The following is a 24,282-nucleotide window of genomic DNA, read 5'->3' as shown; positions in this document are numbered from 1 at the left end:
CATATGGAGGGGTTACATGAGTACAAAAGATAAAATGATAGGAAGTTATTTGGGTGCTGCAATAGGAGATGCAATGGGGGGCCCAATGGAGAGCAGTCACTACAAACGAATTCAAAAATATATTGGAGAAGTTAAAGGGCTGCTTCGTTATGAGGAACCTTATCTGTTACCAGAAAGATTGACAGATCCTCAAGGGACATTCTTCCCAGGTTATGCACTGCACCCAGAGCCAGGTAGTATAACAGATGATACATTTTGTAGAAAAGACATAACTAAGTTCATTATTGAAACAAAGGGGGAGAGAACGCCTGAAAAGTTAGTTGACTGGCTATTAAAAAATGGAGAATTAGATACTCAATGGCCTCAAATAATGGTAGGTGCCCTCCACAAGATTAAGAATGGAGAAGTAAGTGCTGAGGAATGTGGACGTTCCTATAAACAAGGAGGTGGGATTGGTTGGTGGTTCCCAATTGGTATTATCCATGCAGGTGACCCTGAAGGTGCTGCTAAGGAAGGTAGATATTTATCAAGCATTTGGAAAGCTCCACTTGAACAAGATTTTGTAGCAGCTGTAGTTGCGGGTATTGCAGAAGGTTTGAAAGAAGAGGCAACTCACCAATCAATGATTGACGCTATGTTACATCAATGCGGTCCTTTAGCAGCAACATTAATAAAGCGTGCTATTTCCCTTGCAGAAGAAGCTACTGATATTTGGGATCTAGCAGAAAAGCTATATCAACATGCTTTGATGCCAAATACAGCACACATTTGGGAAATTACAGGTCAAGATCCTCCAATTGAAAGGGATGCACCGTTGCCACCAAAAGTAGAGCCTATTGACTATTCAGATGAGAGCTACACTACATTTTTCTTTGCAGAGCAAATCCCCTTTGCAATTGCTGCTTTTGTTTTTAAGGGAGGAAATGTAAGCGCTATCCCTGCCTGTTGTAATTTAGGAAGAGACACGGATACCAATGCTAATCTAGTAGGAGCCTGGGTAGGTGCTTTACACGGTGAATCTGCTCTTCCAACAGAGTGGGTTGAACAAGTTATAGAAGTGAATAAGAAGGAATTAGAGGTTCGGGCACTGGCTGAAGAGCTTGCCATGGTTACCGTATAGGATCCAAAGAAAATGCAGACGGCTGGTAAAAAAATAAAGGGAGGGCATTTTATGTTCCGAATAAAACATTTCTTATTGGTGTTCAGTGTATTTTTAATCATGGGTGTGATAACGGCTTGTAGTGGTGGAGATTCAGCTAGTTCTTCAGAAGCAAATCAGGCAGAAGGTAGCGATCAAGTAACCCTTGAGATTTGGGACTTTATGCAAGGAAGAGATGCTTACATCAATGTTATTGAAAAATTTAATGAAGAACATGAAGATATACAGATTAAACGTACGGAAATCACCAGAAGTAATTTTGACTCGAAGATGATCAATGCTGCAGCAGCAAATGAACTACCTGACCTTTTTGTCAATTCTCACTCCCGTTTTCAGGCTTTTGCAGACGCTGGTATAGCTGCAAATATCTCTAAAATGATTAATGAATCTGGATTGGATCAAAAGTTCTTCGAAGGGTCATTAGAGCCACAAATTTTTAAAGGGGATTATTATGGTTTGCCACTATACAACAACGACTTAGCTCTTTATTATAACAAAGAAATGTTCGAAAAAGCTGGACTGGATTCGCCCCCTGAAACATGGGAAGATATCCGTGATTATGCAAGTAAGTTAACAAACGATAATGTGTATGGATTAGCTATGGCGGGATCAAAAGATGAACAGGGGACGTTCAATTTCTTGCCTTGGATCTGGCAGGCAGGTGCTGACTTAGATACATTATCAAGTGAAGAAGGCGTTAATGCAATTGAGTTCCGTCAAACTTTATTAGAGGATGGCTCTGTCTCCAAAGAAATGCTTAACTGGCAACAGAATGATGCCAACTTACAATTCTTATCGGAACAGGCAGCTATGCAGATTAATGGAAGTTGGAATGTGCCTACATTAAACCAAGAAGCTGATTTCGAATGGGCGGTTGCTGAATTACCAAAAGGGAAACAACGGGCTACTATCATCGGTGGGGAAGCAATCGGAATTGGTTCCACCAGTAAACACAAGGAAGAAGCATTTGAGTTTATGAAGTTCTTTTATGATGACGAAACATACAAAAGCTTTATTCTAGAAGATGGTAACCTTCCAAGCGTAAAGGCAATTGCAGAAGCTCCAGAGATTGTAAACGATCCAAATATGAAGGTATTTACGAAAGGGTTAGAATATGCTAAATCGAGAGCTTATGGACCGAACTATCCTGAGATTTCAGCGGTGGTACAAGAATTAGTACAAGCAACGGTTTTAGGAAAAGATGCTAAAAAAATTGCCAAAGAAGCAGAAAAGGAAATTAAGCCTCTACTAATGACAGAATAAAAAAACCTCAATAGGATCTTCAAGTGATGGTGTTGTGGTATCAAACACAGCACCATTGCTTTAAAGGAGGGCGTTCGAATGGACATGAAAACGGGAGCGACAAAATTAAATATGAATACAAAGCAGAAGGTTAAGTACAAGAAAAATAGTAAGAGGAAAATGAATTGGTTTACCGACCATCTTTTCTTATTTCCAACCATTCTATTCTTCTTGATTTTTATCCTTTATCCTATTTTATATAATATTATGTTGAGTTTTAAAAAAATGGATGTATCAAACTTTATGACAGGCGGAGTATGGGCAGGTCTAGCGAACTATCAGGCTATATTCTCAGACCCTTTACTGTATAAGGCCTTAGTTAATTCGTTTATCTTTACATTTGCCTGTATTGTTATTGAGTTTATTATAGGGTTCGCGCTTGCAGTATTATTTAGACAAAAGTTTCCTGGTGTGAACTTTATGAGAGGGTTAATCCTTGTAGTGTGGATGCTTCCATCTGTTGTAGTAGGAGTTCTCTATAAGTGGATCATGGCCGGGGATTCAGGAGTATTAAACTTTGTCTTAACGCAAGTAGGATTAATTGAAGAAAATATATTATGGGTTTCAAGTGAACAGTTTGCCCTAATAGCTGTTACTGCCGCAAACATATGGCACGGGATCCCATTCTATATGATTATTTTATTAGGTGGTCTTTCTACATTACCTCGTGATTTGTATGAAGCAGCCAAAATTGATGGAGCAAACGGGTGGAGGTCGTTTTTGAAAATCACTTTACCATTGATGAAGCCAACCATATTAGTATTACTGATGCTTGGGCTAATCAACTCATTTAAAGTGTTTGACCTTATTTATGTAATGACTGGTGGCGGCCCATTAGATGCTACCACTGTTATTCCATATTATGCATATAAACTATCATTCTTGCAATTCAACTTTGGAGAAGGTGGAGCAGTTAGCGGAATTATGCTAATCCTTGTAATTATTCTTGCAATTGTGTATCTGAAACTAATGCAAAAGGAGGAAGCGAACTAATGGTAAATACAAATAATAGACGTACAATCCTATTTATGGTACTTGGTATTCTAGCAACGTGTATAATGATGTTCCCGGTCTATTGGATGTTTATTACGTCGATTAAGCCATTAAATGAAATTTTCTCCAGCCCACCGATTTTCTTTCCAAATGAACCTACATTCAAACCATATGTTGAGATTTTTCAAGGTGAAAAATCAATGCTTCTGTATATGAAAAATAGCTTTATCATTGGATCTGGTAGTATGCTACTAACATTATTACTTTCTGCACCAGCAGCATACGCTTTAGCACGTAAGAAAATTACTGGATTGGTTGTCATTGTTGGAATCCTTATCACGAGTCAAATGTTTCCAACCATTATTATGGCCACACCACTATACATTATTTATCAAAAAATAGGACTTACCGATACATTTCTTGGGTTGATCATTGCGAATACGACTGTTTTATTACCGTTTGCAATCATCCTGTTACGTCCTTTCTTTTTACGACTACCTAAAGGATTAGAAGAAGCGGCACTTATCGATGGATGTAATAAGTTTACTACATTCTTTAAAGTAATTCTTCCATTAACCCGAACTGGTTTAATTACAGTAGGAACTTTTACATTTCTAATGGCTTGGAATGAACTTCTTTTCGCATTGACGCTATCAAATGACAACTCAATGAGACCAGTAACTGTTGGTATTTTCAATTATATGGGGGAGTATCAGTCGGTTTGGAACAACTTAATGGCTGCCTCATTCGTGTCATCCTTACCAATTGTAATAGCCTTCATCTTCTTACAGAAGTATATTGTTGATGGTCTTACGACTGGGGCTACAAAAGGATAATAGAAGGAGGATCTATATGTGCTATGTACTAGGTATAGATTTGGGGACGAGTGGAGTTAAAGTTTTAGCTGTTCGTCAAGATGGAAAAGTAGTGGCAGAAGCTACTAGGGAGTATCCGCTATTACAGCCTTATCCGGGTTATAACGAGCAAAATCCTGAAGATTGGGTGCAACAAACCTACTTAGCTATAGAAGAAGTTATTCAGAAGACCGGGATTGATGCAGCACATATTCAAGGAATTTCTTACTCCGGTCAAATGCATGGTTTGGTATTGTTAGATGACAAAGGGAATGTGATTCGGAATGCGATTTTATGGAATGATACAAGAACATCTCAAGAGTGCAAAAATATTGAAGAAACCCTTGGGGAAGAACTTTATGAAATCGCAAAGAATCCTGCCTTAGAAGGTTTTACGTTACCAAAACTACTGTGGGTGAAAAATCATGAACCTGATCACTATAGTAGAGCAACCACATTTTTGTTACCAAAGGATTATCTGCGGTATCGAATGACTTGCAAATTACAAATGGATTTTTCAGATGCAGCTGGTACATTGTTATTAGATGTTGTCAATAAACAATGGAGTCTAACTATATGTGAGGCATTAGGGATTTCAATCGACCTTTGTCCTGAATTAGTAGAATCACATCATTGTGTAGGAAATATTACAGAAGAAGTAGCTAAAAGATGTGGTTTGTCGTCGAGTACGCAAGTTTTTGCAGGGGGAGCAGATAATGCATGTGGAGCAATAGGAGCAGGGGTGCTCTCCTCAGGAAAAACATTATGTAGCATTGGTACATCAGGAGTTATGTTGAGCTATGAGGAACATGACGAACGCCAGTACAACGGAGCGGTTCATTATTTTAACCATGGAAAGCAAGATGCTTTTTATGTAATGGGCGTAACGCTTGCAGCTGGGTATAGCTTAAGCTGGTTTAAAGACACGTTTGCTGCTGATGCAACCTATGAAAGTTTATTAGCGCAGATTAATAAAGTTCCAGCTGGCTCGAATGGTTTGTTGTTTACACCTTATATTGTAGGAGAGAGAACCCCTCACGGTGATTCTACAATCAGGGGAAGTTTCATTGGAATGGATGCTTCGCATACGTTCAACCATTTCATCCGTGCAGTGGTTGAAGGGGTTACCTTTTCTCTTCGTGAAGCACTAGACATTTTACGAGAATCGAATCATGAAATTAATCATATCTATTCCATAGGTGGTGGAGCAAAGAATGATAATTGGTTACAAATACAAGCTAATATATTTGATGCATCCATACAAAAATTGGAGAATGAGCATGGTCCAAGCCTAGGTGCTGCCATTTTAGCTAGTTATGGAGTAGGATGGTTTCCTACTTTGGAAGATTCTGTGAATATGTTTGTTATGTATGGAGAAACCTTCTATCCGCAACTAGATCAAGTGGAGCAATATGAGCGATTTTACAGAAGCTTCAAAAGAATTTATAGCGATACAAAAGCTGTAAATGAAGAAATAAAGACGTATAGAGATAACTGTAACTAGATATTTTAATATTATTAGGCATTCCATAATTTTGTTACATAATCTTAGATAACTTTGATGAGTGAACTGCTCATAGATTAGATATTTTCTCTGTCCCAAAAGTAGTAATCATTCCTGCGTTAAACGAATAAAAGGCAGTTCATAAATCTAAACTGTCCCAATCACTAGAGGGTTCTTGTTTCTAAATTATGTTTTCCTACACAAATAGGATATTTAAAGAAGCTATCCCACCCAAGTAGATGTTTTAACACTGGCTGTATCTAGGGTATAATAGAATATCAAGCACCAGTTTGTATGAACGAGAGAAGGTGAAACAATGAGTACGATGAAAGATGTGGCACAAAAAGCAGGGGTTGGACTTGGCACTGTATCGAGGGTTATTAATCGAACGGGGTCCGTCAAGGAATCGACTCGTATTAAAGTGGAACAAGCGATTAAAGATTTGAATTATCAACCGAATGAAGTGGCGAGAAACTTCAAGATGCAGCAATCACAATCAGTTGCTTTAATTGTTCCATCGATTTGGCATCCCTTTTTCTCTGAGTTTGCGTACTTTGTGGAAAAGACGTTATCTAGTAATGGGTATAAAATGATTCTCTGTAACTCTGAGAGTGATGCCCAAAAGGAAATCAACTATATTAATATGCTAGAAAAAAATAAAATTGATGGCTTAATTGCGATTACATATAGTGAAGATATCGATCAGTATGTCTCTAGTAACCTTCCGATTGTAAGCATTGACCGACATTTTACGGAGGATGTCGTCTATATTACGAGTGATAACCACAAAGGTGGGCAAATGGCCGCGCAGCAATTGGTGAATCGAGGATGTACGAACATAGCTTTCATGGGAAGTATTTCAACCATCAAAAATGAATCCATGTATAGACGCAATGGATTTGAAGAGAAAGCTCAAGAAATAGATATCTCCTGTGTTATTTTTGAAAAAGAAGAACCGATTGAACACTTGGAACAGACCATTGAAGGATTCGTGTCAGAACATCCTGAGCTAGATGGAATTTTTGCGATGAATGACAAGTGGGCTAGAATTATTATTAACACATTAGAGAAACAAGGAAAAAATATTCCTAAAGATGTACAGGTCATAGGTTATGATGGATTAAGGAGTAGTAAGGAAGCGGGATTAACGTTCTCCACGATCCGTCAACCTGTTCAAGATATGGGGGAACAGGCTGTAACAGCATTGTTAAACATCATCCATGAAGAACCCGTGAAGTCTAGAATCGTACTTCCAGTAGAATTTTATGATGGATTTAGCACGGTGTGATGGGGGTTCGTATAGGTAGTAATCTTATTGCTAAAAAAAGTATTGACACCTTAAGAAAACGAAGATAAGATATAAGTAAGTTTAAAGCGATTTCTTTGTTTTCTATTTTTTTAGAGTAATTTGGAAACGTTTCCAAATTTATTTTCATTCTTATAATATAAAACAAGGAATCTATTTTTTTACCCTAAAGTGGAAACGTTTCCAAATTAAGGGTGTTTATTTTAAATAAAATTGGAAACGTTTCCGAAAAGGATTGAAGAAATGATGGTTTTGGTTAAAAAAAGGAGGGACTTGTAATGGCGAAAGATGCAAAGAAAGTGGCTCAAAGTATTCTAGAAGCATTTGGTGGGGAAGAGAACATTCATAGTATGGCTCACTGTGCTACACGGTTACGAGTTGTTTTGGTTGATGATGACCTGTTTGACAAAGAAAGCATAGAAGCAATTGAAGGTGTAAATGGCTATTTCTTTCAAAGTGGCCAGCACCAAGTAATTCTAGGAACAGGCTTTGTGAACAAGGTATATGCAGCATTGGTTGAAATGGGAGTAGCAGAGGGAGATGTAAAAGAAGAAGCGAAAAAGAACATGTCTCTGGCTCAACAACTGACAAGAGCTTTTGCAGATATTTTCATCCCGATTATCCCGGTTTTAGTAGCGACGGGATTACTGATGGGATTACGTGGACTTTTACTTAATGGATTTAACTTGGAGTTGTCTTCTCAATTATTAACGTTATCGCAAGTGTTAACAGATACATCCTTTACGTTTATTCCAGTATTAGTAACATGGTCAGCTATGAAGAAGTTTGGAGGATCGCCGGTCATTGGGATAGCGCTCGGGTTGATGCTTGTAGCCCCCCAATTGCCGAGTAAGTGGGCCGTAACGTTTGGTGATGCAGAACCATTGCTCTTGCCATTTTTAGGATTTGATATTCCGATTACTGGTATGCAAAGTTCGATTCTGCCTGCTGTGTTTATGGGGTGGCTAGCATCGAAGATTGAAAAAACAGCAAGAAAACGCACACCAGAAGCATTAGACCTAATTTTAACACCGTTTATCACACTATTATTCTCTCTAGTACTAGGACTTGTATTAGTTGGTCCAATGATTCTAGGAATCGAAAACGTTATAACAAGCGGAATTATGTACTTCTTTGAATTGCCATATGGCATTGGTGGTGTCATCTACGGAGGAGCTATTCAATTCTTGGCTATTACTGGTATGCATCATACAATCATCCCGATTACTGTAAAGATGGTATCCGAAACAGGGTACGACTTAATCAATCCTATTGGAACAGCTGCTATTGCGGGGCAAGCGGGGGCAGCGTTGGCTATCATTTCAGCTACACGCAATAAAGTGAAACGTTCGAACATGACTAGTGCTGTCATTCCGGCTTTTCTTGGTATTACAGAACCTGTTATGTTCGCCATCACGCTTCCAAAGGTAAAACCTTTCTTATATGGATGTCTTGGTGGTGCTGTAGGAGGGGGTTTAGCTTCTCTATTAGGAATTGCAGCTGCTGGAACAGGTTCGACCATGCTCCCTGGCATGTTGCTTTACATTGGTGATGGCTTGCTTCAATATATTTTGGTTATAGCAGTTGCCTTAACGACAGCTTTCCTTGCAACGCGCTTCGCCTATAAAGAGAAAACAGAAGAAATCACCCAAAACACGAATTTAACGGAAAAAACTAGTTAACGTAAGATCACCCATGAGAAAGGATGCTAGTAAAATGGATTTCTCTAATAGACAAAATCGGTTCGTCCCATTATCAGATGTATCAGCTGACTATCTCAAGGATATTGAACAGAAGACAAAGACAGACGAATTCTATCCTTCTTATCACATTGCACCCCATCATGGGTTATTAAATGATCCAAATGGCCTTGCCTTTTACAACGGGGAACACCACATTTTTTATCAGTGGTTTCCTCTAGGGCCAGTTCATGGACTGAAGCATTGGTATCATGTGTCCACAAAGGATTTTGTACATTATACAGATCATGGAATAGCGCTTTTTCCAGACCAATCGTATGATTCACATGGTTGTTTTTCAGGATCAGCTTTAGTGGAAAATGACGAGCTGCACTTATTTTATACTGGCAATCACTTAACACCAAATAACGAACCTTATCCCACACAATGCTATGCAAAGATGTTGCCAACCAATGATATCGAGAAGTATGGTGTTATTGCAGATGTGAATGATGCTGATTTTACTAGAGATTATCGAGATCCTGTCGTATTTAAGAGGAAAGATACGTACTATATGCTCGTAGGAGGGAAAACTCGTTCCAAACTTGGGGCGTTGGCCCTTTATGAGGGGAGAGGTAAAGATTCGCTTACTTATAAAGGCATAGTGAATACTCAATTTGATGAATTTGGTTACATGTGGGAATGCCCTAATTACTTCGAAAAAGAGGATAAAGGTGTGTTTATCTTTTCCCCGCAAGGCTTGACTAGTGAAGATCCATACTCATTTAAAAATGTGTTCTCCGTTGTGTATGTAATAGGAGAAAAAATGGATGTGGACAATCGTAAATTTACGCATGATTCGTATTATGAGCTAGATAAAGGTTTTGATTTTTATGCACCTCAAACGTATGAGGACAATGAAGGAAGAAGAATCCTAATCGGCTGGCTGGGCAATTCGAAAAGTGAGTATCCAACTGATAAGAATATGTGGGCTCATATGCTAACTATTCCTAGAACGTTATCCATTGAAGGAGATAAACTAATTCAAAATCCTATTGAAGACTTAGAATCATTGCGGCGAGAGGAAACGGTCATATTGTCCGAGGTGCGTGTACCGCAAAAAGCATTTGAGCTAGAACTGTCTGTAGACTCACAATTTGAACTATCTTTATCAAACGATGCAGGAGATTCTATTACTTTTTCTTCAAATGGTGATGAATATTGTTTGGATCGTTCCGATATGACGTATGTGTATGCGGAAAGGTTTGGAACGAAACGGTTTGCTGAACGGAAGGTAACAGAAAGCCATACGATTCAAATTTTTGTGGATCATTCTAGTATAGAGATTTTTTGTGATAATGGAGAGACTGTTTTTACAAGCAGATTCTTTATTACGAATCTCAGTACGCTCACAATAACAGATGGAGTTAGCGGGAAATTATTTAGGTTGGCTTCTATTGATTGTGGTGTGGTAAGGGATGCAACTAGGCGTGTCATATAATTAATGTATCGGGCTGTAACCATTACATGGTTACAGTCTTTTTTACGTGTAATGAAACCTACTACATTAACCAATACTAATATAATAAAATTCGGAAGCGGGAGGAGTGACATGGAACACTGGGCGTCGGTGATACCGTTTGTTGTCATTATTGTGTTTGCCTTGTGGACGAAGCAAGTATTACCAGGGTTATTTATTGGATTGCTAATTGCTTCCTTGATTGTAGAAGGTTCTTTCCTAGGCGGGATGGACGCTATGTCCTCCTATATCATTACGAATCTCACAAAAGATACAAAGCTCCAGGTTATTGGATTCTTATATATTTTTGCTGGCATTATCCAAATGACGAAAATGACAGGTGGTATCAAAGGATTTATTGAATTAGTGTCAAACCGTATCCAGACGAAGAAGCAGGCGATTTTCTTGAGCTGGCTTTCATTGGGAGGTACGTTTATCTCCCCAAATCTGCGTATTGTAACGGTTGCACCTATTATGAAGGCTATACAGAATAAACTAGATGTGAAGAAAGAACGCCTTAGTTTTGTGATAGAAGCGACAGCTTTACCAGTCATTGCATTAATACCTGTTGCTACGGCTTTTATTGGATACATGACAACTACGATTGAGTTAGCTTTAGAAAATACTGAAATCAGTGGTGATGCTTATCTTTACTTCCTGAAAAGTATCCCTTTTAACTTCTTTTCGATTACGACGATTGTACTGGCCCTTGTGTATAGTGTGGTGAAGCATCCGAAGATTTATGATCAGAAGGATGAGCATAAGAAGGAGGAGGGACAAAGGAATGATGAGGGTGCTGAAGACAAAGGCGTGAGAGCTAATGTATGGAACTTGGTTATTCCACTGTTTTTGGCGATAAGTTTATCTGTTCTTTTGTCGTGGTGGGATGGGTATCAGCAGACACCTAGCATGATTCAGGCTTTTATGAAAGCAAATGTAACAAAAGCGATGTTCCATGCCATCTTGATTACGCTTGTTATTACCTTCCTTCAGCACAGTATAGATCGATATTCCTTAAAAGAACTATTACAGTATTTCTTCGAAGGAGGGAATAAGCTCATACCCGCCTTTTTCTTATTTGCACTGGTGTGGGGATTGGCGTCAGCTACGAAGGATTTAGGTTTATCATCATTTGTAACGGAAACATTAGGTGTGATTCCAGAATCTTTTATCCCACCGATAACTTTCTTACTAGGGTCGGTGCTAGCTTATTTTGTTGGTTCTGCATGGGGGTCATGGGGCTTATTGATGCCTATTGGTGTTTCACTAGCGACAACATCGGACATTCCATTACCTCTTTTAATCGGCATCGTATTTGCAAGCGGTACAGTAGGAGGACTAGTCTCTCCACTTAGCGCCACAACTGCAACCATGTCGAAAATTATGGGATTTAACACCGTCACCTATTCAGGATATAAGCTTAAACACAGCGCAGCCCCATTTCTGTTGTCCCTAATTTTGTATGGGCTAGTGACCTTGGTGTTCTAGTTGGAAGGGGGGATGAGACGCGGGGACAGGTCCCTCATCCCAAAAAAGGTAACAGACCCCCGCATTGGTAATGTGGTTATACTGTGAAGCAGCGGGAGGTCTGGCGCTTTTATTATGTGTGGGACGAAGGACCTGTCCCCGCATTCCACATGCAAATTGTTAAACGTTAGGATAGATACATAGTATAATTACGGTGCAGGGTATAGTACGGAGTTAAATTTGTTAGGAAAGGAAGAAGTATGAATACATCATCAAGCGGCATTCAAATCGGCGTAAAAGAAAACATCACGCAATTTATTTTGTTAGTTGTCATTAATTTATTTGTAGGTTCAATGGTTGGGTTGGAGCGGACCATTCTCCCAATCATAGGGGAAGAGCGATTTGGCCTTGCCTCTATGACTGCGGCTCTTTCGTTTATCGTTAGTTTCGGTTTCTCAAAAGCAACTATGAACTTATTTGCGGGAAGCCTTGCAGATAGGCTGGGTCGCAAAAAGGTATTATTAGCTGGTTGGGCAATTGGATTAGCTGTTCCATTACTTGTTATTTTTGCTGAAACTTGGTGGTTGATTGTGTTTGCCAATGTGTTGTTGGGGGTTAATCAGGCGCTAACCTGGTCGATGACAGTGAACATGAAGGTGGATTTGGCGAAATCGAATCAACGTGGGTTAGCTGTTGGATTCAATGAATTTGCAGGTTATATAGGAGTGGCTTTAATGGCAGCTATATCTGGCTATGTAGCATCTGTTTATTCGTTAAGTCCAGAACCTTTTTATATTGGCATAGGATTAGTTGTTGTTGGATTTGTTCTATCGTTATTAACTAAGGATACAGGTGAATATCTGAAGGTACAATCTCAGGAGCAGCCTTCTAAAACGATTTCTACATCGGAAGTATTTAAACAAACGTCTTGGAAGAATAAAAATTTATCCAGTAGCAGTTTTGCAGGATTAACAACAAATTTGAAAGATGGCATGGCCTGGGGGCTGTTTCCTATCTTTTTTGCATCTAGTGGATTAACAGTAGGTCAGATTGGTACAATCATTGCCGTTTATCCTGCAGCATGGGGGTTTTTCCAACTGTTTACAGGAGTATGGAGTGATCGAATCGGTCGAAAAGGTCTCATTGTAGCAGGAATGTTTGTTCAAGCTTTCTCGCTTTGGTTCATCTTGTTAGTCAACGGCTACTTCTTATGGCTCATTGGAGCACTCCTTCTCGGAATAGGAACAGCGATGGTTTATCCTACCATTATCGCTTCTGTCAGTGATGTAGCCCAACCTAAATGGCGGGCAACGTCTCTAGGAATTTATCGTTTCTGGCGAGATAGCGGATATGCATTTGGGGCTTTACTTGCAGGGGTGTTTGCAGACCTATTATCCGTTCATTGGGCAATTGGCCTTGTAGCTATTCTCCCACTGTTGTCAGGCGTACTATCGTTAACAAAAATGCAGGAAACGTTGGTGGGATGATGGACCTGTCCCTGCGTCTCATCCCCCTTCTCAACAAAATAACACTTGCGAAGCTAATGGTATTAGTTATAATGAAACTAATACCATTAGTTTTTCTTAGGGGGAATACGTATGAAAGTGACCAAATTGGATCAGGTGTATATGCTTTCGTTTATGCCAACGTTTTTTCCGGTTAATTGTTATTTTGTTGAGGGAGAGAAGTCTCTGACGTTGATAGATGCAGGAATGCCTTTTAGTAAAAAGCCCATCTTAAAAGCAGCGGAAGAAATAGGGAAGCCTATCCAGAGAATTGTTTTAACTCATGCACATACAGATCATGTTGGCGCGTTAGATGGGTTGAAGGAAGCACTACCAACAGCTGAAGTGTTGTTACCTGAACGTGAACTAAAGATCTTAGATGGTGATTTGTCGTTAGAAGAAGGTGAGGGAGATTCGCCTATTAAAGGTGGAGTTCCTAAGAACATTCAGACCAAACCTGATACCTTACTAAAGGATGGGGACCGGATCGGTTCGTTACTAGCAATTCATGCTCCTGGTCATACACCTGGGTTGATGGCTTTTCTTGATGAGCGAAGCAATAGTTTAATTGCTGGCGATGCACTTCAAACAAAGGGGGGAGTAGCTGTAGCGGGAGACATGAGATGGAGTTTTCCTTTTCCAGCATTAGCTACATGGAACAAGCAAGTCGCTATTGAAACAGCTGAGCGGTTAATGGAGTATAAGCCCTCCTTGCTTGCAGTAGGACACGGAAAATGGATTCATAATCCTGAAGGCAAGATAAGAAATGCTATTAAAAATGCCAAACAATCGTTGCAGGGGGAATAAACAATGTCGCCTAGAGCTGGACTCAACCAAGCACTCATCATCGATAAGGCGCTAGAAATCGCCAACATAGAAGGGGTGGAGGCTGTAACAATTGCCATATTGGCAAGAGAATTAAATATTAAGTCACCTTCGTTATATAATCATGTCAAAAGCTTAACTGAAATCAGAGAAGCAATGGCTATCCAAGCACTAACTCTTATGGAACAGCACCTAAAAGAAGCGACTGCTGATATAGAAAATGGTGCAGCAAGGATTCGAGCGTTAGGAAAGGCCTACGTGCGATTTGCTAATTATTATCCAGGCATCTATGAAGCTTCATTATCATCGCCAGATCCATCCTCTCAACAGGTTATGGAGGCTGGGGAAGGGGTTGTCACGCAAATTAAGGAAGCCTTGTCCCCTTACCCATTTTCAGAAGAGAAAATGATTCATGCAATAAGAGGATTAAGGAGTCTACTACACGGCTTGGTAGATTTACATTATCGGGGAGGATTTAATTTGGAAGTTGATTTAAAAGAGTCGCAAGAATTTATGGTAGAAACGTTTATTAAGGGATTATGAGGACGAACTTGGGACGGAGGGACAGATGGCTCCGTCTCACTTTTTACACTTTTTTCGTATTAAAAAACTCACTCAATATAAGCACACTCGCTCCAATGGCAGAACTGTCCTCTCCAAGCTTGGAAAGCATAATGTTGGTATTTTTCGCTTCTTCTGTAAGGCCTCGTTGTTGAATGGTTTCTGTGATACCTTTCAGAATAAAATCGCCTGCTTTTGATACACCACCTCCAACTATAATTCTTTTTGGATTAATGGTATGAATTAGGTTTGTCAGTCCAATGCCTAAATAGCGACCAGTTTGGTTTAATAATTCGATACTATAATCATCACCTTGAAGAGCAGCCTGGTACACAACCTCACCATTCACTTTGTCTAAATCACCTTCAACGAGGTTACAGATTAAGGAGGACTTACCAAGTTTTAATTCTTTAACAGCACGTTCTGCAATAGCAGGACCACCTGCAAGAGTTTGTAAACAGCCATAGTTCCCACAACTACATTTCGGACCAGAAAGGTCAATCGTCATATGACCAATTTCACCGGCAATAAAGTTCTCACCTTGGAATAATTCGCCTCTAATCATCACACCTGCACCAATTCCATAACCTACGTTAACTCCTACAATATTGCTTTCCTCATGCCCATTTCCAAACCAAGACTCGCCAAGTGTCATCGTTTTGGCGTCATTTTCTACTTTGACCATCATGCCGAATTCCTTTGTTAACTCATCCTTAATTGGTATGTTATAGGTTTGAAAAGAAGGAGCGTATAAGGATATCCCTTCTTTTATATCGACAATTCCATGCATACCAACGCCAATGCCTAAGTATTTTTCATGGTCAGAAGTTCCCTGATCAATGATGGTTTGTATGCCTTCTTTCATTTTGATTAATAAATGTTCAGCGTCTGGATGCTCTTTTATTTCTAGTACGATACGATCGACTACGGTCCCAAATAGATTTGTTACGACGAATTTCATATGATATCTTCCTACATCGATACCAATCACGAAAAAATGATCCCCATTGATTTCAAGGTAAGTAGGTTTACGGCCACCTTTCGATTCGCCTTGATTGGTTTCAATAACAAATTGAGTTTGAATTAGTTCTTTTACTAGATTACTTACTGTTGGAGGAGTCAAATTGGTTCGTTTAGCAATTTCAGCTCTAGAAATAGGACCTTCCTCACGAATCATATTGAGAATAATCGAGCGATTTATGGATTTCATTAATTGAAAGCTACCACGTTCATATTGTGTACTCATTGTATCTCTCCTAAAAGAATACTATGTTTTTATCAATACATTCTTAGTAAATTATTTTAAAAAACTAAGTAAAAAACGAAGATTAAAGATTATATATTAAAAAAAGAATATGTTGCTAGATAATCTTATTGTAACTTGAACATGAACTGTGATAAAAGTCTTTTCACAATAAACTACTAAAATTTTCGGAAAATTAATAAAAATACCTTTTCAATTTTTAAGGCATGTGATAAGTTATGGGTAAGTTAATTAAATAATTTTATTAAGTTTTGTGGAAGCGCATACAAAAAAGGGGGAAATTAAGTTGAAAAAATGGTTGATGGTTGTGCTTGCTATTGGGCTTTGTCTAGGGGTTCTTGGAGCATGTTCAAACAGTGAGTCATCAGGGTCATCAAGTGATGAGGGAGAAGGCGAAGGTAGTTCTAAGCCGTCAGGAGAACTGACGATTTGGGGTTGGAACGTTGCAGCACAGTCAATGGAACTTGCAGTAGAAGGGTTTAAGGAAAAGTATCCTGATGTAGAAATTAACGTTGAAGACATTGGTCGATTAGATGTGTATGAGAAGTTAACAGTAGGATTAGCTTCTGGTGGAAGCGGACTTCCAGATATCGTCCTAGTAGAATCGGATCGAATTTCGAACTATGTAAACAAATTCCCAGAAGGATTTGTCAATCTTTCTGAAATGGGATATGACGAACACGCATCTAAATTTGGAGAATACAAAACATCTGTAACCCAAAATAAAGATGGCGAATTTGTTGCAGCACCTTGGGATATTGGTCCAACTGGGGTATTCTATAGAACCGATATCTTTAAAGAAGCAGGTGTGAAACCTGAGGACATAAAAACATGGGATGACTACGTAAAAGCCGGGGAAACCATTAAGGAAAAGACAGATAAGAAGATGTTACCAATTGATATTGCTAATGATGATGCAGTATATCGTATGATGTTGAATCAGCAAGGCTCCTATTATTTCAATGAAGAAGGGAATATAGCTGTTAATAATGAAGCTTCTCAGAAAGCATTCAACGTGATAAGTGACCTTCATAGCAAAGACTTGGTTCTGAATAATGACGGTTGGAATGGACTTGTTTCTGCTACTGTAAATGGTGAAATTGCTACCGTCCCATTTGGCGTTTGGTACACAGGAACGATAAAAGATCAAGCACCTGATTTATCAGGTAAATGGGGTGTGTTCCAGTTACCTGCTTTTGAAGAAGGTGGGAACCGTGCGGCTAACCTTGGAGGTTCTGATCTTATGATTCCTTCTTCAACAGAAAACAAAGAAGCAGCGTATGCGTTTGTGGAATACTTTACAACCCAAAAAGAACCACAAATGAAGGCATTGAAAGAAAAAGGAATTTTCCCATCCTTAACATCCACATATGAGGATGAATTCTTTACGAATGAATCAGAGTACTTTGCAAACCAGAATATATATAAGATGTTCTCAGAAGAGGTTGAAAACATTCCAGCAGCGAATTACACATCTGATTATTCCCGTGCATTCAAAGTGATGACAGATACTCAAGCTTCGATTCTACTGGATGGTACTTCTATTGAGGAAGCAGTGAAGAATGCTGCAGATAAACTCAACAGTGCGACAGATAGAGAAGTAGAATAACGTTATTCAATCATTAGTATAGTTTAAAAAGCCGACCTATTCGAAAAGGATAAGTCGGCTTTTTTTTAAAGTGAAGAAAGTTTCTGGTCGTTTCGTGTCTAGTTCAAGGGTCCAATGACTAGCAAACTTCCTGCCTCTCCTTACGATAAGTCAACATCAGATCGCTGCCGCTCTCCGTGTTTCCTTTATTTCATACGGAAGGAAGTTCTGAATGAAGGAGGTTCGATTAAGACAGCTGCGTAACGCAACAAAATCGAACTAACCTACGTTTTATAGGCCTAAATCGCGTAGCGATACAACGTCCTGTGGGCAGCAGTTTGTACGTCGCTAGCAGGGTGCTTGCGCTTTCTTTATCCATATTTTGTGGCTGCTTGAAAAGCAGATGTATTATTCTGAATTTTTTATAAAATATTTATCAAGAAGGTATCACAAGTCAAATTAGGTATGTTAAAGTTAAGTTAATTAATTTAATTAACAAAGTATAAATGAATTTGAAAGCGAATTCATCAAAAGGGGGGCGTGCTGTGAACCAACAAGATGCTCAAGCAAATGAGACGAAAGATGAAGTTGAATATGGAAGGCAACCAGATCCTAAAACGAAACGGAAGTGGATTACTCCGAAAACAGTACCATACTTATTTATCTTACCAGCTATTACGTTCTTTTTAATCTTTACGGTTTATCCAGTAATTTCATCGTTACTCTTAAGTTTTCAAAAGAAAGTGGGTTCTTCGTATGAGTTTGCTGGATTAGAAAACTATATTAGATTGTTCCAAGATGAATTGTTCTACAAAGCACTTGGTAACACGTTTTTAATTTTAATCGTTCAGGTACCTATTCAATTATTCTTAGCAGTAGTCATTGCTGTAGCTTTGAATTCAAAGATGGTGAAAGCGAAAGCATTTTTCCGAGTGGCGTTTTTCATGCCAGCGATTACAGCACTTGTGGCTGCTTCCATCATTTTTATGATTATGCTCGATCAAAACTATGGCCTAATTAACTACTTATTATCACTTGTTGGAATTGATGCTATTCCATGGTTAAGTGACCCTTTTTGGGCGAAGGTTTCTCTAATGGCAGTTATTACATGGCGTTGGACCGGTTACAATATGGTTATTTTCTTAGCTGGATTGCAAAATATTCCACTTTCTCTTTATGAAGCGGCAGAAATGGATGGAGCGAGTAAAATTCGACAGTTCTTCCATATTACGATACCTCAGTTAAAGCCAATCTTCTTATTTACCTTTGTGTTATCAACCATTGGTACGTTGCAGTTATTTGATGAACCATACACATTAACCTCAGGTGGACCAAATAACGCTACTTTAACGATTACATTATATTTATATCAAAACGGATTTAGGTATTTTGACTTCGGTTATGCATCAGCAATTGCTTACGTACTCGTACTAATCATTGGTGTCCTTTCTTGGATCCAAATGAAAATGGCAGGTGAAGATGAATAATGGGTAAACCAACAACACTTCAAAAAATAGGCTTATATACATTTTTGATTATAGGCGTAATCGTCTCAATTTTTCCTTTCTATTGGATGTTTGTCGGGGCAACGAATCCTTCGGGTGAAATTTTTAGTGTGCCACCAAACTTCTTGCCTGGCACGCATCTTATTGAGAACTTTCAAAACCTAAATGAATCAGTTGGAATTATTCGAGTAATGTTCAACTCGTTATTCATTACGTTAACCTTTACAGCTATTTCAACGCTTGTCTGTACGGCAGCAGGATATGCATTTGCCAAATTTAGATTTAAAGGCCGTAAGCAAATTTTCTTTATGTTATTAGTAGCGATCATGATACCTTATCATGTTACGCTGATTCCTTTATTTGAGATTTTTGCGAAGGTGGATTGGTTAAACACATATCAAGCGGTTATTTTACCGCAAGTTGCATTCCCTTTTGCGATTTTTCTAATGAGACAAAACATGCAAGCAATCCCAGACTCATTATTGGAAGCTGGGAGGGTCGATGGAGCAGGTGAGTTTTATATCTTTTTTAAGGTAATTCTTCCTGTTATGCGACCAGCTTTAGCGGCTGTAGCGATTTTCCTGTTTATGTTCCAGTGGAATAACTTTATCTGGCCATTGGTTGTATTACAGTCTGAAGAGATGTACACCTTGCCAGTCGCTTTATCTAGTTTAATTGGAATGTCACGGATTGACTATGGTCAGGTCATGATGGGAACTACCCTTTCGACCTTGCCAATCATGATTTTCTTCTTATTATTACAGAAACAATTTATCTCAGGTATTTTAGGAGGTTCTGTAAAAGAATAATCCATTTGGGGAAGGAGGATGAGATATGCCGATACACATTAATACCGATTCAAAAGAGTTTCATCTTCAAGGGAAAAATACAAGTTATATAATGCGGGTAATGCGTAATGGTCAATTAGGGCATATTCATTTTGGAAAACGTATAAGCCATCGTGACAGCTTTTCTCATTTGTATAAAGAAGAAACACGTGGAGCTACCTCCTTTGTATATGAAGAGGACTTACAATTTTCTTTAGATTTGCAGCGGCAAGAGTATCCTTCATATGGAACGACGGATTATAGAGAGCCCGCTTTCCAAATCGAAGCTTCCAATGGAAGTCGAATCAGTAATTTTACGTATCAGGGCTACCGTTTGTTGAAAGGGAAACCGTCACTGGACGGATTACCAGCAGTTTATACAGAAAAAGAGGAAGAAGCAACATCTTTAGAAATAACATTATATGATGATGTTATCAATATGGAATTAGTTCTTTTGTACACTGTCTTTAATGAACGAGATATAGTGACACGTTCAGCTTCTTTTCATAATAAAGGAGAAGAAGTAATCTACCTTAATCGCGTCTTAAGCGCATCGTTGGATTTAGTCGATGATGATTATGAACTTGTTCAGCTGTCCGGAAGTTGGATAAGAGAACGACATATGAAAACAAGGAAGCTACAACCAGGAATACAAGCTGTATCTAGTCTACGAGGAGCAAGTAGTAGTCAACAAAATCCTTTTATAGGATTAAAACGCCCTCATACGACAGAACACCAAGGGGAAGCAATGGGTTTCAGTCTTGTGTATAGTGGTAATTTTCTTGCTCAAGTAGAAGTTGATCATTACGATGTTGCAAGAGTATCGATGGGAATACATCCATTTGAGTTTCGATGGAAGCTGGCTCCTGGAACATCCTTTCAAACACCAGAGGTTGTAATGGCTTATAGTGATCAGGGATTAAATGGGTTAAGTCAAACGTATCATTCCCTATTTCGTAATCGATTGGCAAGTGGAAAATGGCGCGATCGTGAGCGACCAGTATTAATCAATAACTGGGAAGCAACTTACTTCGATTTTTCAGAAGATAAACTGCTAAATATTGCTCGAGAAGCAAAGGAACTTGGTGTAGAGTTGTTCGTCCTGGATGATGGATGGTTTGGTAAACGCAATGATGATACAACCTCATTAGGAGATTGGTATGTTGACTTACGAAAATTACCTAATGGGTTAAAACATCTTGCTCAACAAGTTCGACAAGAGGGACTGAAGTTTGGCTTGTGGTTTGAGCCAGAGATGGTTTCTAAAAAGAGTGAGTTATATGAGGAGCACCCAGATTGGATTTTACATGTACCCAATCGATACTCCTCTCATGGGCGTAACCAATATGTATTGGATTTTTCAAGACAAGAGGTTGTAGATTTTATTTATCAACAAGTGTCTAGTATATTAGCGGAGGTGCCAATCGATTATATTAAATGGGATATGAATCGTAATATGACAGAGGTAGGATCACAAGCACTGCCACCCGATCAACAGCAAGAAGTATCTCATCGTTACATGTTAGGGGTTTACGAGTTGTATGAAAGACTTACTTCTGCTTTTCCCGAAGTATTATTTGAATCTTGTGCAAGTGGTGGGGCAAGGTTTGATCCAGGTATGCTCTATTATGCTCCTCAGGGGTGGACTAGTGATAATACTGATGCTATGGAAAGACTGTCCATACAATATGGAACTTCACTCGTTTATCCATTGAGTTCAATGGGAGCACACGTCTCCGCTACTCCAAATCATCAAGTGGGAAGAACCACATCACTAAGAACAAGAGGAAACGTCGCTTTCTTCGGAATGCTTGGGTATGAGTTGGATATAACAGAACTGGATGAAGCATCAAGGCAACAAATGAAGGAGCAGATAGAGTTCTACAAAACACATCGTTCCACTATTCAAAAGGGGACGTTCTTTCGATTGATTAGTCCTTTTGAGAACCATCAGAATGAAACAGCTTGGATGTCCGTTTCGAATGATCAATCAGAGGCGATTGTAGGGTTTTATCGAATGTTAGCTAAACCTAACCCAGGGTTTCAAAGCTTGGTGTTAAAGGGGTTAGATCCTGGAGAAATGTATAAAGTAACAGGTTTTTCTACACTATTCTATGGAGATGAGTTAATGACGCTTGGTATCCCAATGGAAACACCGTTTACTGGGGTTCCAGATGGAAGACCATACGACTTTGGGGATTTTACTTCACAGCTATGGGTGATAACTAGGGTGAAGGGGGAAGATTGAGGTGATGATATGCAAACGATAACAGAAACATTTGTGGATATATTTGGTGATGATCAGAACATAGAGAGCTATTTTGCACCAGGTCGTGTAAATTTAATAGGAGAACATACGGATTATAACGGAGGGCATGTGTTCCCAGTCGCTTTAGATACAGGGACATATGCGGTAGCTCGGAAACGTATGGATAAAAAATTGTGTTTATATTCTATGAATTTTGAAGGAAAAGGAATAGTCGAAGTAAATCTTGACTCATTAGTTTATGAGAACGATCACAATTGGGCTAACTATCCGAAGGGAGTAGCTTATAGTTTGCAAGAGCAAGGATACCAATTGGACTATGGGTTAGAGGTCGTGTACTTCGGTAATATTCCTAATGGAGCTGGCCTATCCTCTTCCGCCTCCATTGAGTTAGTAACAGCTGTGATGTTACGAGATGTAAATGACCTTCCCATTGATATGGTCGAATTGGTTCAAATCTCACAAAGAGCTGAGAATGAATTTGTTGGTGTGAACTGTGGTATTATGGACCAATTTGCAATTGGAATGGGGCGTAGAAATCATGCTATATTGCTAGATTGTCAAACGTTGGATTATCACTACACACCTTTACAATTAAATGAAGAAGTTCTTGTGATTGCTAATACCAATAAGCGACGTGGACTTACGGATTCTGCTTATAACACCCGTCGAGAACAATGTGAACGAGCGCTTGCTCAACTGCAAATGCATAGCCCAATTCAGTCTTTAGGAGATTTAACAGAGGTTGAATTTGAGCAATTGAGCCATGCTATAGAAAATGAAGAAGATTGTAAACGAGCTCGTCACGCAGTCTATGAAAATCGTCGTACCATCTTAGCAGTTGAAAAATTAAAAGTTGGAGATATCCAAGCATTTGGTAAGTTAATGAATGAATCACATATATCATTACGTGATGATTATGAAGTAACTGGTCTTGAATTAGATACACTAGTCGAAGCATCATGGGAAGAAGGGGCGATAGGGTCTAGAATGACTGGTGCAGGCTTTGGTGGTTGCACAATCAGTATAGTTAAAAAAATGGACGTAGAGAGGTTTAAGGAACAGGTTGGGTTGAAATATAAGCAAGTTACAGGCTTGGAAGCTGATTTCTATATCGTGAATATTAGCGATGGTGCTAAAAAGCTAGAAGAGGGAGTGACAATATGACGGTTTTAGTCTGTGGTGGTGCAGGATATATCGGAAGTCATGCTGTTGCATCATTACTTAATCAAGGAGAAGAGGTTGTTGTTATTGATAACATCCAGACAGGTCATCGAAGTGCAGTCTTAGAACAAGCTACATTTTATGATGGGGATATGCGGGATGAACAATTTCTAGATAATGTTTTTCAGTATAACAAGATAGATTCCGTTATTCATTTTGCTGCTAATTCCTTAGTTGGGGAAAGTGTCGAAAAACCACTAGAATACTATGATAACAATGTTGGAGGCGCTATCACCCTATTGAAAACAATGGCAAAGAATGATGTAAAGCATATCGTCTTCTCTTCTACTGCAGCAACCTATGGGGAACCGGATCAAATCCCAATTTTAGAATCAGACCCTACCATACCAACCAATCCTTATGGAGAGACGAAACTAGCGATTGAAAAGATGCTCAAATGGGCGGAACAAGCGCATGGCATTCGTTCCATTGTGTTTAGATATTTCAATGTAGCTGGTGCTGATCCAAATGGTAGATTAGGTGAAGATCATCGGCCTGAAACCCATTTAATTCCTATCATTCTACAAGTTGCACTGGGGAAACGAGAAAAAATTATGGTGTTTGGTGATGATTATGATACTCCTGATGGAACGTGTATAAGAGATTATGTCCATGTGAACGATTTGGTAGATGTCCACCTTTTAGCAGTTCGAGCTCTACAGAAAGGTGCAGAAAGTGATATCTATAATCTAGGGAATGGGCATGGTTTCTCTGTTAAAGAAGTAATTGAAACAGTAAGACAGGTGACGGGTCATCCCATCCCAGCAGAGGTTGCACCGAGGAGGCCTGGTGATCCAGCCAAATTAGTAGCTTCTTCTGAAAAAGCAAAAAATAAGCTGGGTTGGAAGCCTAATTATTCGGATTTAGAGACAATGATAGAAACAGCATGGAATTGGTGTCGAAAACATCCTGATGGCTATTCATCTTAACAAGG

Annotated in this window: 19 protein-coding genes; 18 read left to right on the top strand and 1 reads right to left on the bottom strand. The window is 39.1% G+C overall.

Annotation, left to right across the window (positions count from 1 at the left end; translation table 11 throughout):
- Positions 1–16 precede the first annotated feature (16 nt).
- From GLW08_RS05200 to GLW08_RS05145, 12 genes are all read left to right on the top strand, one after another.
- Positions 17–1,120: an ADP-ribosylglycohydrolase family protein gene (locus GLW08_RS05200; protein ID WP_160847476.1), complete on the top strand. Its 1,104-nt coding sequence runs from the start codon at positions 17–19 to the stop codon at positions 1,118–1,120.
- Between the two features lie 51 nt (positions 1,121–1,171).
- A complete protein-coding gene (locus GLW08_RS05195) occupies positions 1,172–2,422 on the top strand; it encodes an ABC transporter substrate-binding protein (protein WP_160847475.1) in 1,251 nt (416 codons plus the stop codon).
- Positions 2,423–2,500: 78 nt separating this feature from the next.
- Entirely contained in the window at positions 2,501–3,454 is a 954-nt protein-coding gene (locus GLW08_RS05190) for a carbohydrate ABC transporter permease (RefSeq protein ID WP_237458309.1), read from the top strand.
- Complete coding sequence (locus GLW08_RS05185) at positions 3,454–4,290, top strand: carbohydrate ABC transporter permease (protein ID WP_160847474.1); 837 nt, start codon at positions 3,454–3,456, stop codon at positions 4,288–4,290. The genes GLW08_RS05190 and GLW08_RS05185 overlap by 1 nt, the downstream gene beginning before the upstream one ends.
- 16 nt (positions 4,291–4,306) lie before the next feature.
- On the top strand, positions 4,307–5,812 hold the full coding sequence (gene xylB, locus GLW08_RS05180; RefSeq protein ID WP_160847473.1) for a xylulokinase: 1,506 nt from the start codon (positions 4,307–4,309) through the stop codon (positions 5,810–5,812).
- 316 nt (positions 5,813–6,128) lie between these two features.
- A complete protein-coding gene (locus GLW08_RS05175; RefSeq protein WP_160847472.1) occupies positions 6,129–7,100 on the top strand; it encodes a LacI family DNA-binding transcriptional regulator in 972 nt (323 codons plus the stop codon).
- A 296-nt stretch (positions 7,101–7,396) separates the two neighbouring features.
- Positions 7,397–8,800, top strand: coding sequence for a PTS transporter subunit EIIC (locus tag GLW08_RS05170; protein ID WP_160847471.1), 1,404 nt, complete (start codon positions 7,397–7,399; stop codon positions 8,798–8,800).
- 34 nt (positions 8,801–8,834) lie between these two features.
- Positions 8,835–10,298, top strand: coding sequence for a glycoside hydrolase family 32 protein (locus GLW08_RS05165; protein WP_160847470.1), 1,464 nt, complete (start codon positions 8,835–8,837; stop codon positions 10,296–10,298).
- Positions 10,299–10,409: 111 nt separating this feature from the next.
- Entirely contained in the window at positions 10,410–11,804 is a 1,395-nt protein-coding gene (locus GLW08_RS05160) for a Na+/H+ antiporter NhaC family protein (RefSeq protein WP_160847469.1), read from the top strand.
- A 239-nt stretch (positions 11,805–12,043) separates the two neighbouring features.
- The gene (locus GLW08_RS05155) at positions 12,044–13,270 is read left to right on the top strand and encodes an MFS transporter (RefSeq protein WP_160847468.1); all 1,227 of its coding nucleotides are present in this window, start codon (positions 12,044–12,046) and stop codon (positions 13,268–13,270) included.
- Positions 13,271–13,381: 111 nt separating this feature from the next.
- Positions 13,382–14,095, top strand: coding sequence for an MBL fold metallo-hydrolase (locus GLW08_RS05150; RefSeq protein WP_160847467.1), 714 nt, complete (start codon positions 13,382–13,384; stop codon positions 14,093–14,095).
- 3 nt (positions 14,096–14,098) lie between these two features.
- Entirely contained in the window at positions 14,099–14,656 is a 558-nt protein-coding gene (locus GLW08_RS05145; RefSeq protein ID WP_160847466.1) for a TetR/AcrR family transcriptional regulator, read from the top strand.
- A 43-nt stretch (positions 14,657–14,699) separates the two neighbouring features.
- On the opposite strand, the gene GLW08_RS05140 is transcribed toward GLW08_RS05145, so the two are convergent.
- The gene (locus GLW08_RS05140; RefSeq protein WP_160847465.1) at positions 14,700–15,920 is read right to left on the bottom strand and encodes an ROK family transcriptional regulator; all 1,221 of its coding nucleotides are present in this window, start codon (positions 15,918–15,920) and stop codon (positions 14,700–14,702) included.
- A gap of 304 nt (positions 15,921–16,224) precedes the next feature.
- Between GLW08_RS05140 and GLW08_RS05135 the strand changes: the two genes are divergently transcribed.
- The 6 genes from GLW08_RS05135 (at position 16,225) to galE (ending at position 24,277) form a co-directional block, all read left to right on the top strand.
- On the top strand, positions 16,225–17,547 hold the full coding sequence (locus GLW08_RS05135; RefSeq protein WP_160847464.1) for an ABC transporter substrate-binding protein: 1,323 nt from the start codon (positions 16,225–16,227) through the stop codon (positions 17,545–17,547).
- A 611-nt stretch (positions 17,548–18,158) separates the two neighbouring features.
- Positions 18,159–19,013 carry a sugar ABC transporter permease gene (locus tag GLW08_RS05130; protein ID WP_337193912.1) on the top strand — a complete coding sequence of 285 codons (855 nt, stop codon included), beginning with the start codon at positions 18,159–18,161 and terminating at the stop codon, positions 19,011–19,013.
- A complete protein-coding gene (locus GLW08_RS05125) occupies positions 19,013–19,840 on the top strand; it encodes a carbohydrate ABC transporter permease (protein WP_160847462.1) in 828 nt (275 codons plus the stop codon). The genes GLW08_RS05130 and GLW08_RS05125 overlap by 1 nt, the downstream gene beginning before the upstream one ends.
- Before the next feature lie 25 nt (positions 19,841–19,865).
- The gene (locus GLW08_RS05120) at positions 19,866–22,106 is read left to right on the top strand and encodes an alpha-galactosidase (protein WP_160847461.1); all 2,241 of its coding nucleotides are present in this window, start codon (positions 19,866–19,868) and stop codon (positions 22,104–22,106) included.
- A 9-nt stretch (positions 22,107–22,115) separates the two neighbouring features.
- A complete protein-coding gene (locus tag GLW08_RS05115; RefSeq protein WP_160847460.1) occupies positions 22,116–23,291 on the top strand; it encodes a galactokinase in 1,176 nt (391 codons plus the stop codon).
- Positions 23,288–24,277: a UDP-glucose 4-epimerase GalE gene (gene galE, locus GLW08_RS05110; RefSeq protein ID WP_160847459.1), complete on the top strand. Its 990-nt coding sequence runs from the start codon at positions 23,288–23,290 to the stop codon at positions 24,275–24,277. Before GLW08_RS05115 ends, galE begins: the two co-directional genes overlap by 4 nt.
- Positions 24,278–24,282: the final 5 nt, after the last annotated feature.

Origin of the sequence: Pontibacillus yanchengensis, from assembly GCF_009856295.1 — a bacterium.
Classification (GTDB): Bacteria; Bacillota; Bacilli; order Bacillales; family BH030062; genus Pontibacillus; species Pontibacillus yanchengensis_A.
This window is presented reverse-complemented; position numbering and strand designations above follow the sequence as displayed.

Bases quoted from the DNA above. Each gene is read 5' to 3' on its own strand.
- GLW08_RS05165 (WP_160847470.1), top strand. From the start codon at position 8,835: ATGGATTTCTCTAATAGACAAAATCGGTTCGTCCCATTATCAGATGTA.
- GLW08_RS05200 (WP_160847476.1), top strand. From the start codon at position 17: ATGAGTACAAAAGATAAAATGATAGGAAGTTATTTGGGTGCTGCAATA.
- GLW08_RS05195 (WP_160847475.1), top strand. From the start codon at position 1,172: ATGTTCCGAATAAAACATTTCTTATTGGTGTTCAGTGTATTTTTAATC.
- GLW08_RS05190 (WP_237458309.1), top strand. From the start codon at position 2,501: ATGGACATGAAAACGGGAGCGACAAAATTAAATATGAATACAAAGCAG.
- GLW08_RS05185 (WP_160847474.1), top strand. From the start codon at position 3,454: ATGGTAAATACAAATAATAGACGTACAATCCTATTTATGGTACTTGGT.
- GLW08_RS05140 (WP_160847465.1), bottom strand. From the start codon at position 15,920: ATGAGTACACAATATGAACGTGGTAGCTTTCAATTAATGAAATCCATA.
- GLW08_RS05170 (WP_160847471.1), top strand. From the start codon at position 7,397: ATGGCGAAAGATGCAAAGAAAGTGGCTCAAAGTATTCTAGAAGCATTT.
- GLW08_RS05155 (WP_160847468.1), top strand. From the start codon at position 12,044: ATGAATACATCATCAAGCGGCATTCAAATCGGCGTAAAAGAAAACATC.
- GLW08_RS05160 (WP_160847469.1), top strand. From the start codon at position 10,410: ATGGAACACTGGGCGTCGGTGATACCGTTTGTTGTCATTATTGTGTTT.
- xylB (WP_160847473.1), top strand. From the start codon at position 4,307: ATGTGCTATGTACTAGGTATAGATTTGGGGACGAGTGGAGTTAAAGTT.
- galE (WP_160847459.1), top strand. From the start codon at position 23,288: ATGACGGTTTTAGTCTGTGGTGGTGCAGGATATATCGGAAGTCATGCT.
- GLW08_RS05150 (WP_160847467.1), top strand. From the start codon at position 13,382: ATGAAAGTGACCAAATTGGATCAGGTGTATATGCTTTCGTTTATGCCA.
- GLW08_RS05145 (WP_160847466.1), top strand. From the start codon at position 14,099: ATGTCGCCTAGAGCTGGACTCAACCAAGCACTCATCATCGATAAGGCG.
- GLW08_RS05115 (WP_160847460.1), top strand. From the start codon at position 22,116: ATGCAAACGATAACAGAAACATTTGTGGATATATTTGGTGATGATCAG.
- GLW08_RS05125 (WP_160847462.1), top strand. From the start codon at position 19,013: ATGGGTAAACCAACAACACTTCAAAAAATAGGCTTATATACATTTTTG.
- GLW08_RS05175 (WP_160847472.1), top strand. From the start codon at position 6,129: ATGAGTACGATGAAAGATGTGGCACAAAAAGCAGGGGTTGGACTTGGC.
- GLW08_RS05120 (WP_160847461.1), top strand. From the start codon at position 19,866: ATGCCGATACACATTAATACCGATTCAAAAGAGTTTCATCTTCAAGGG.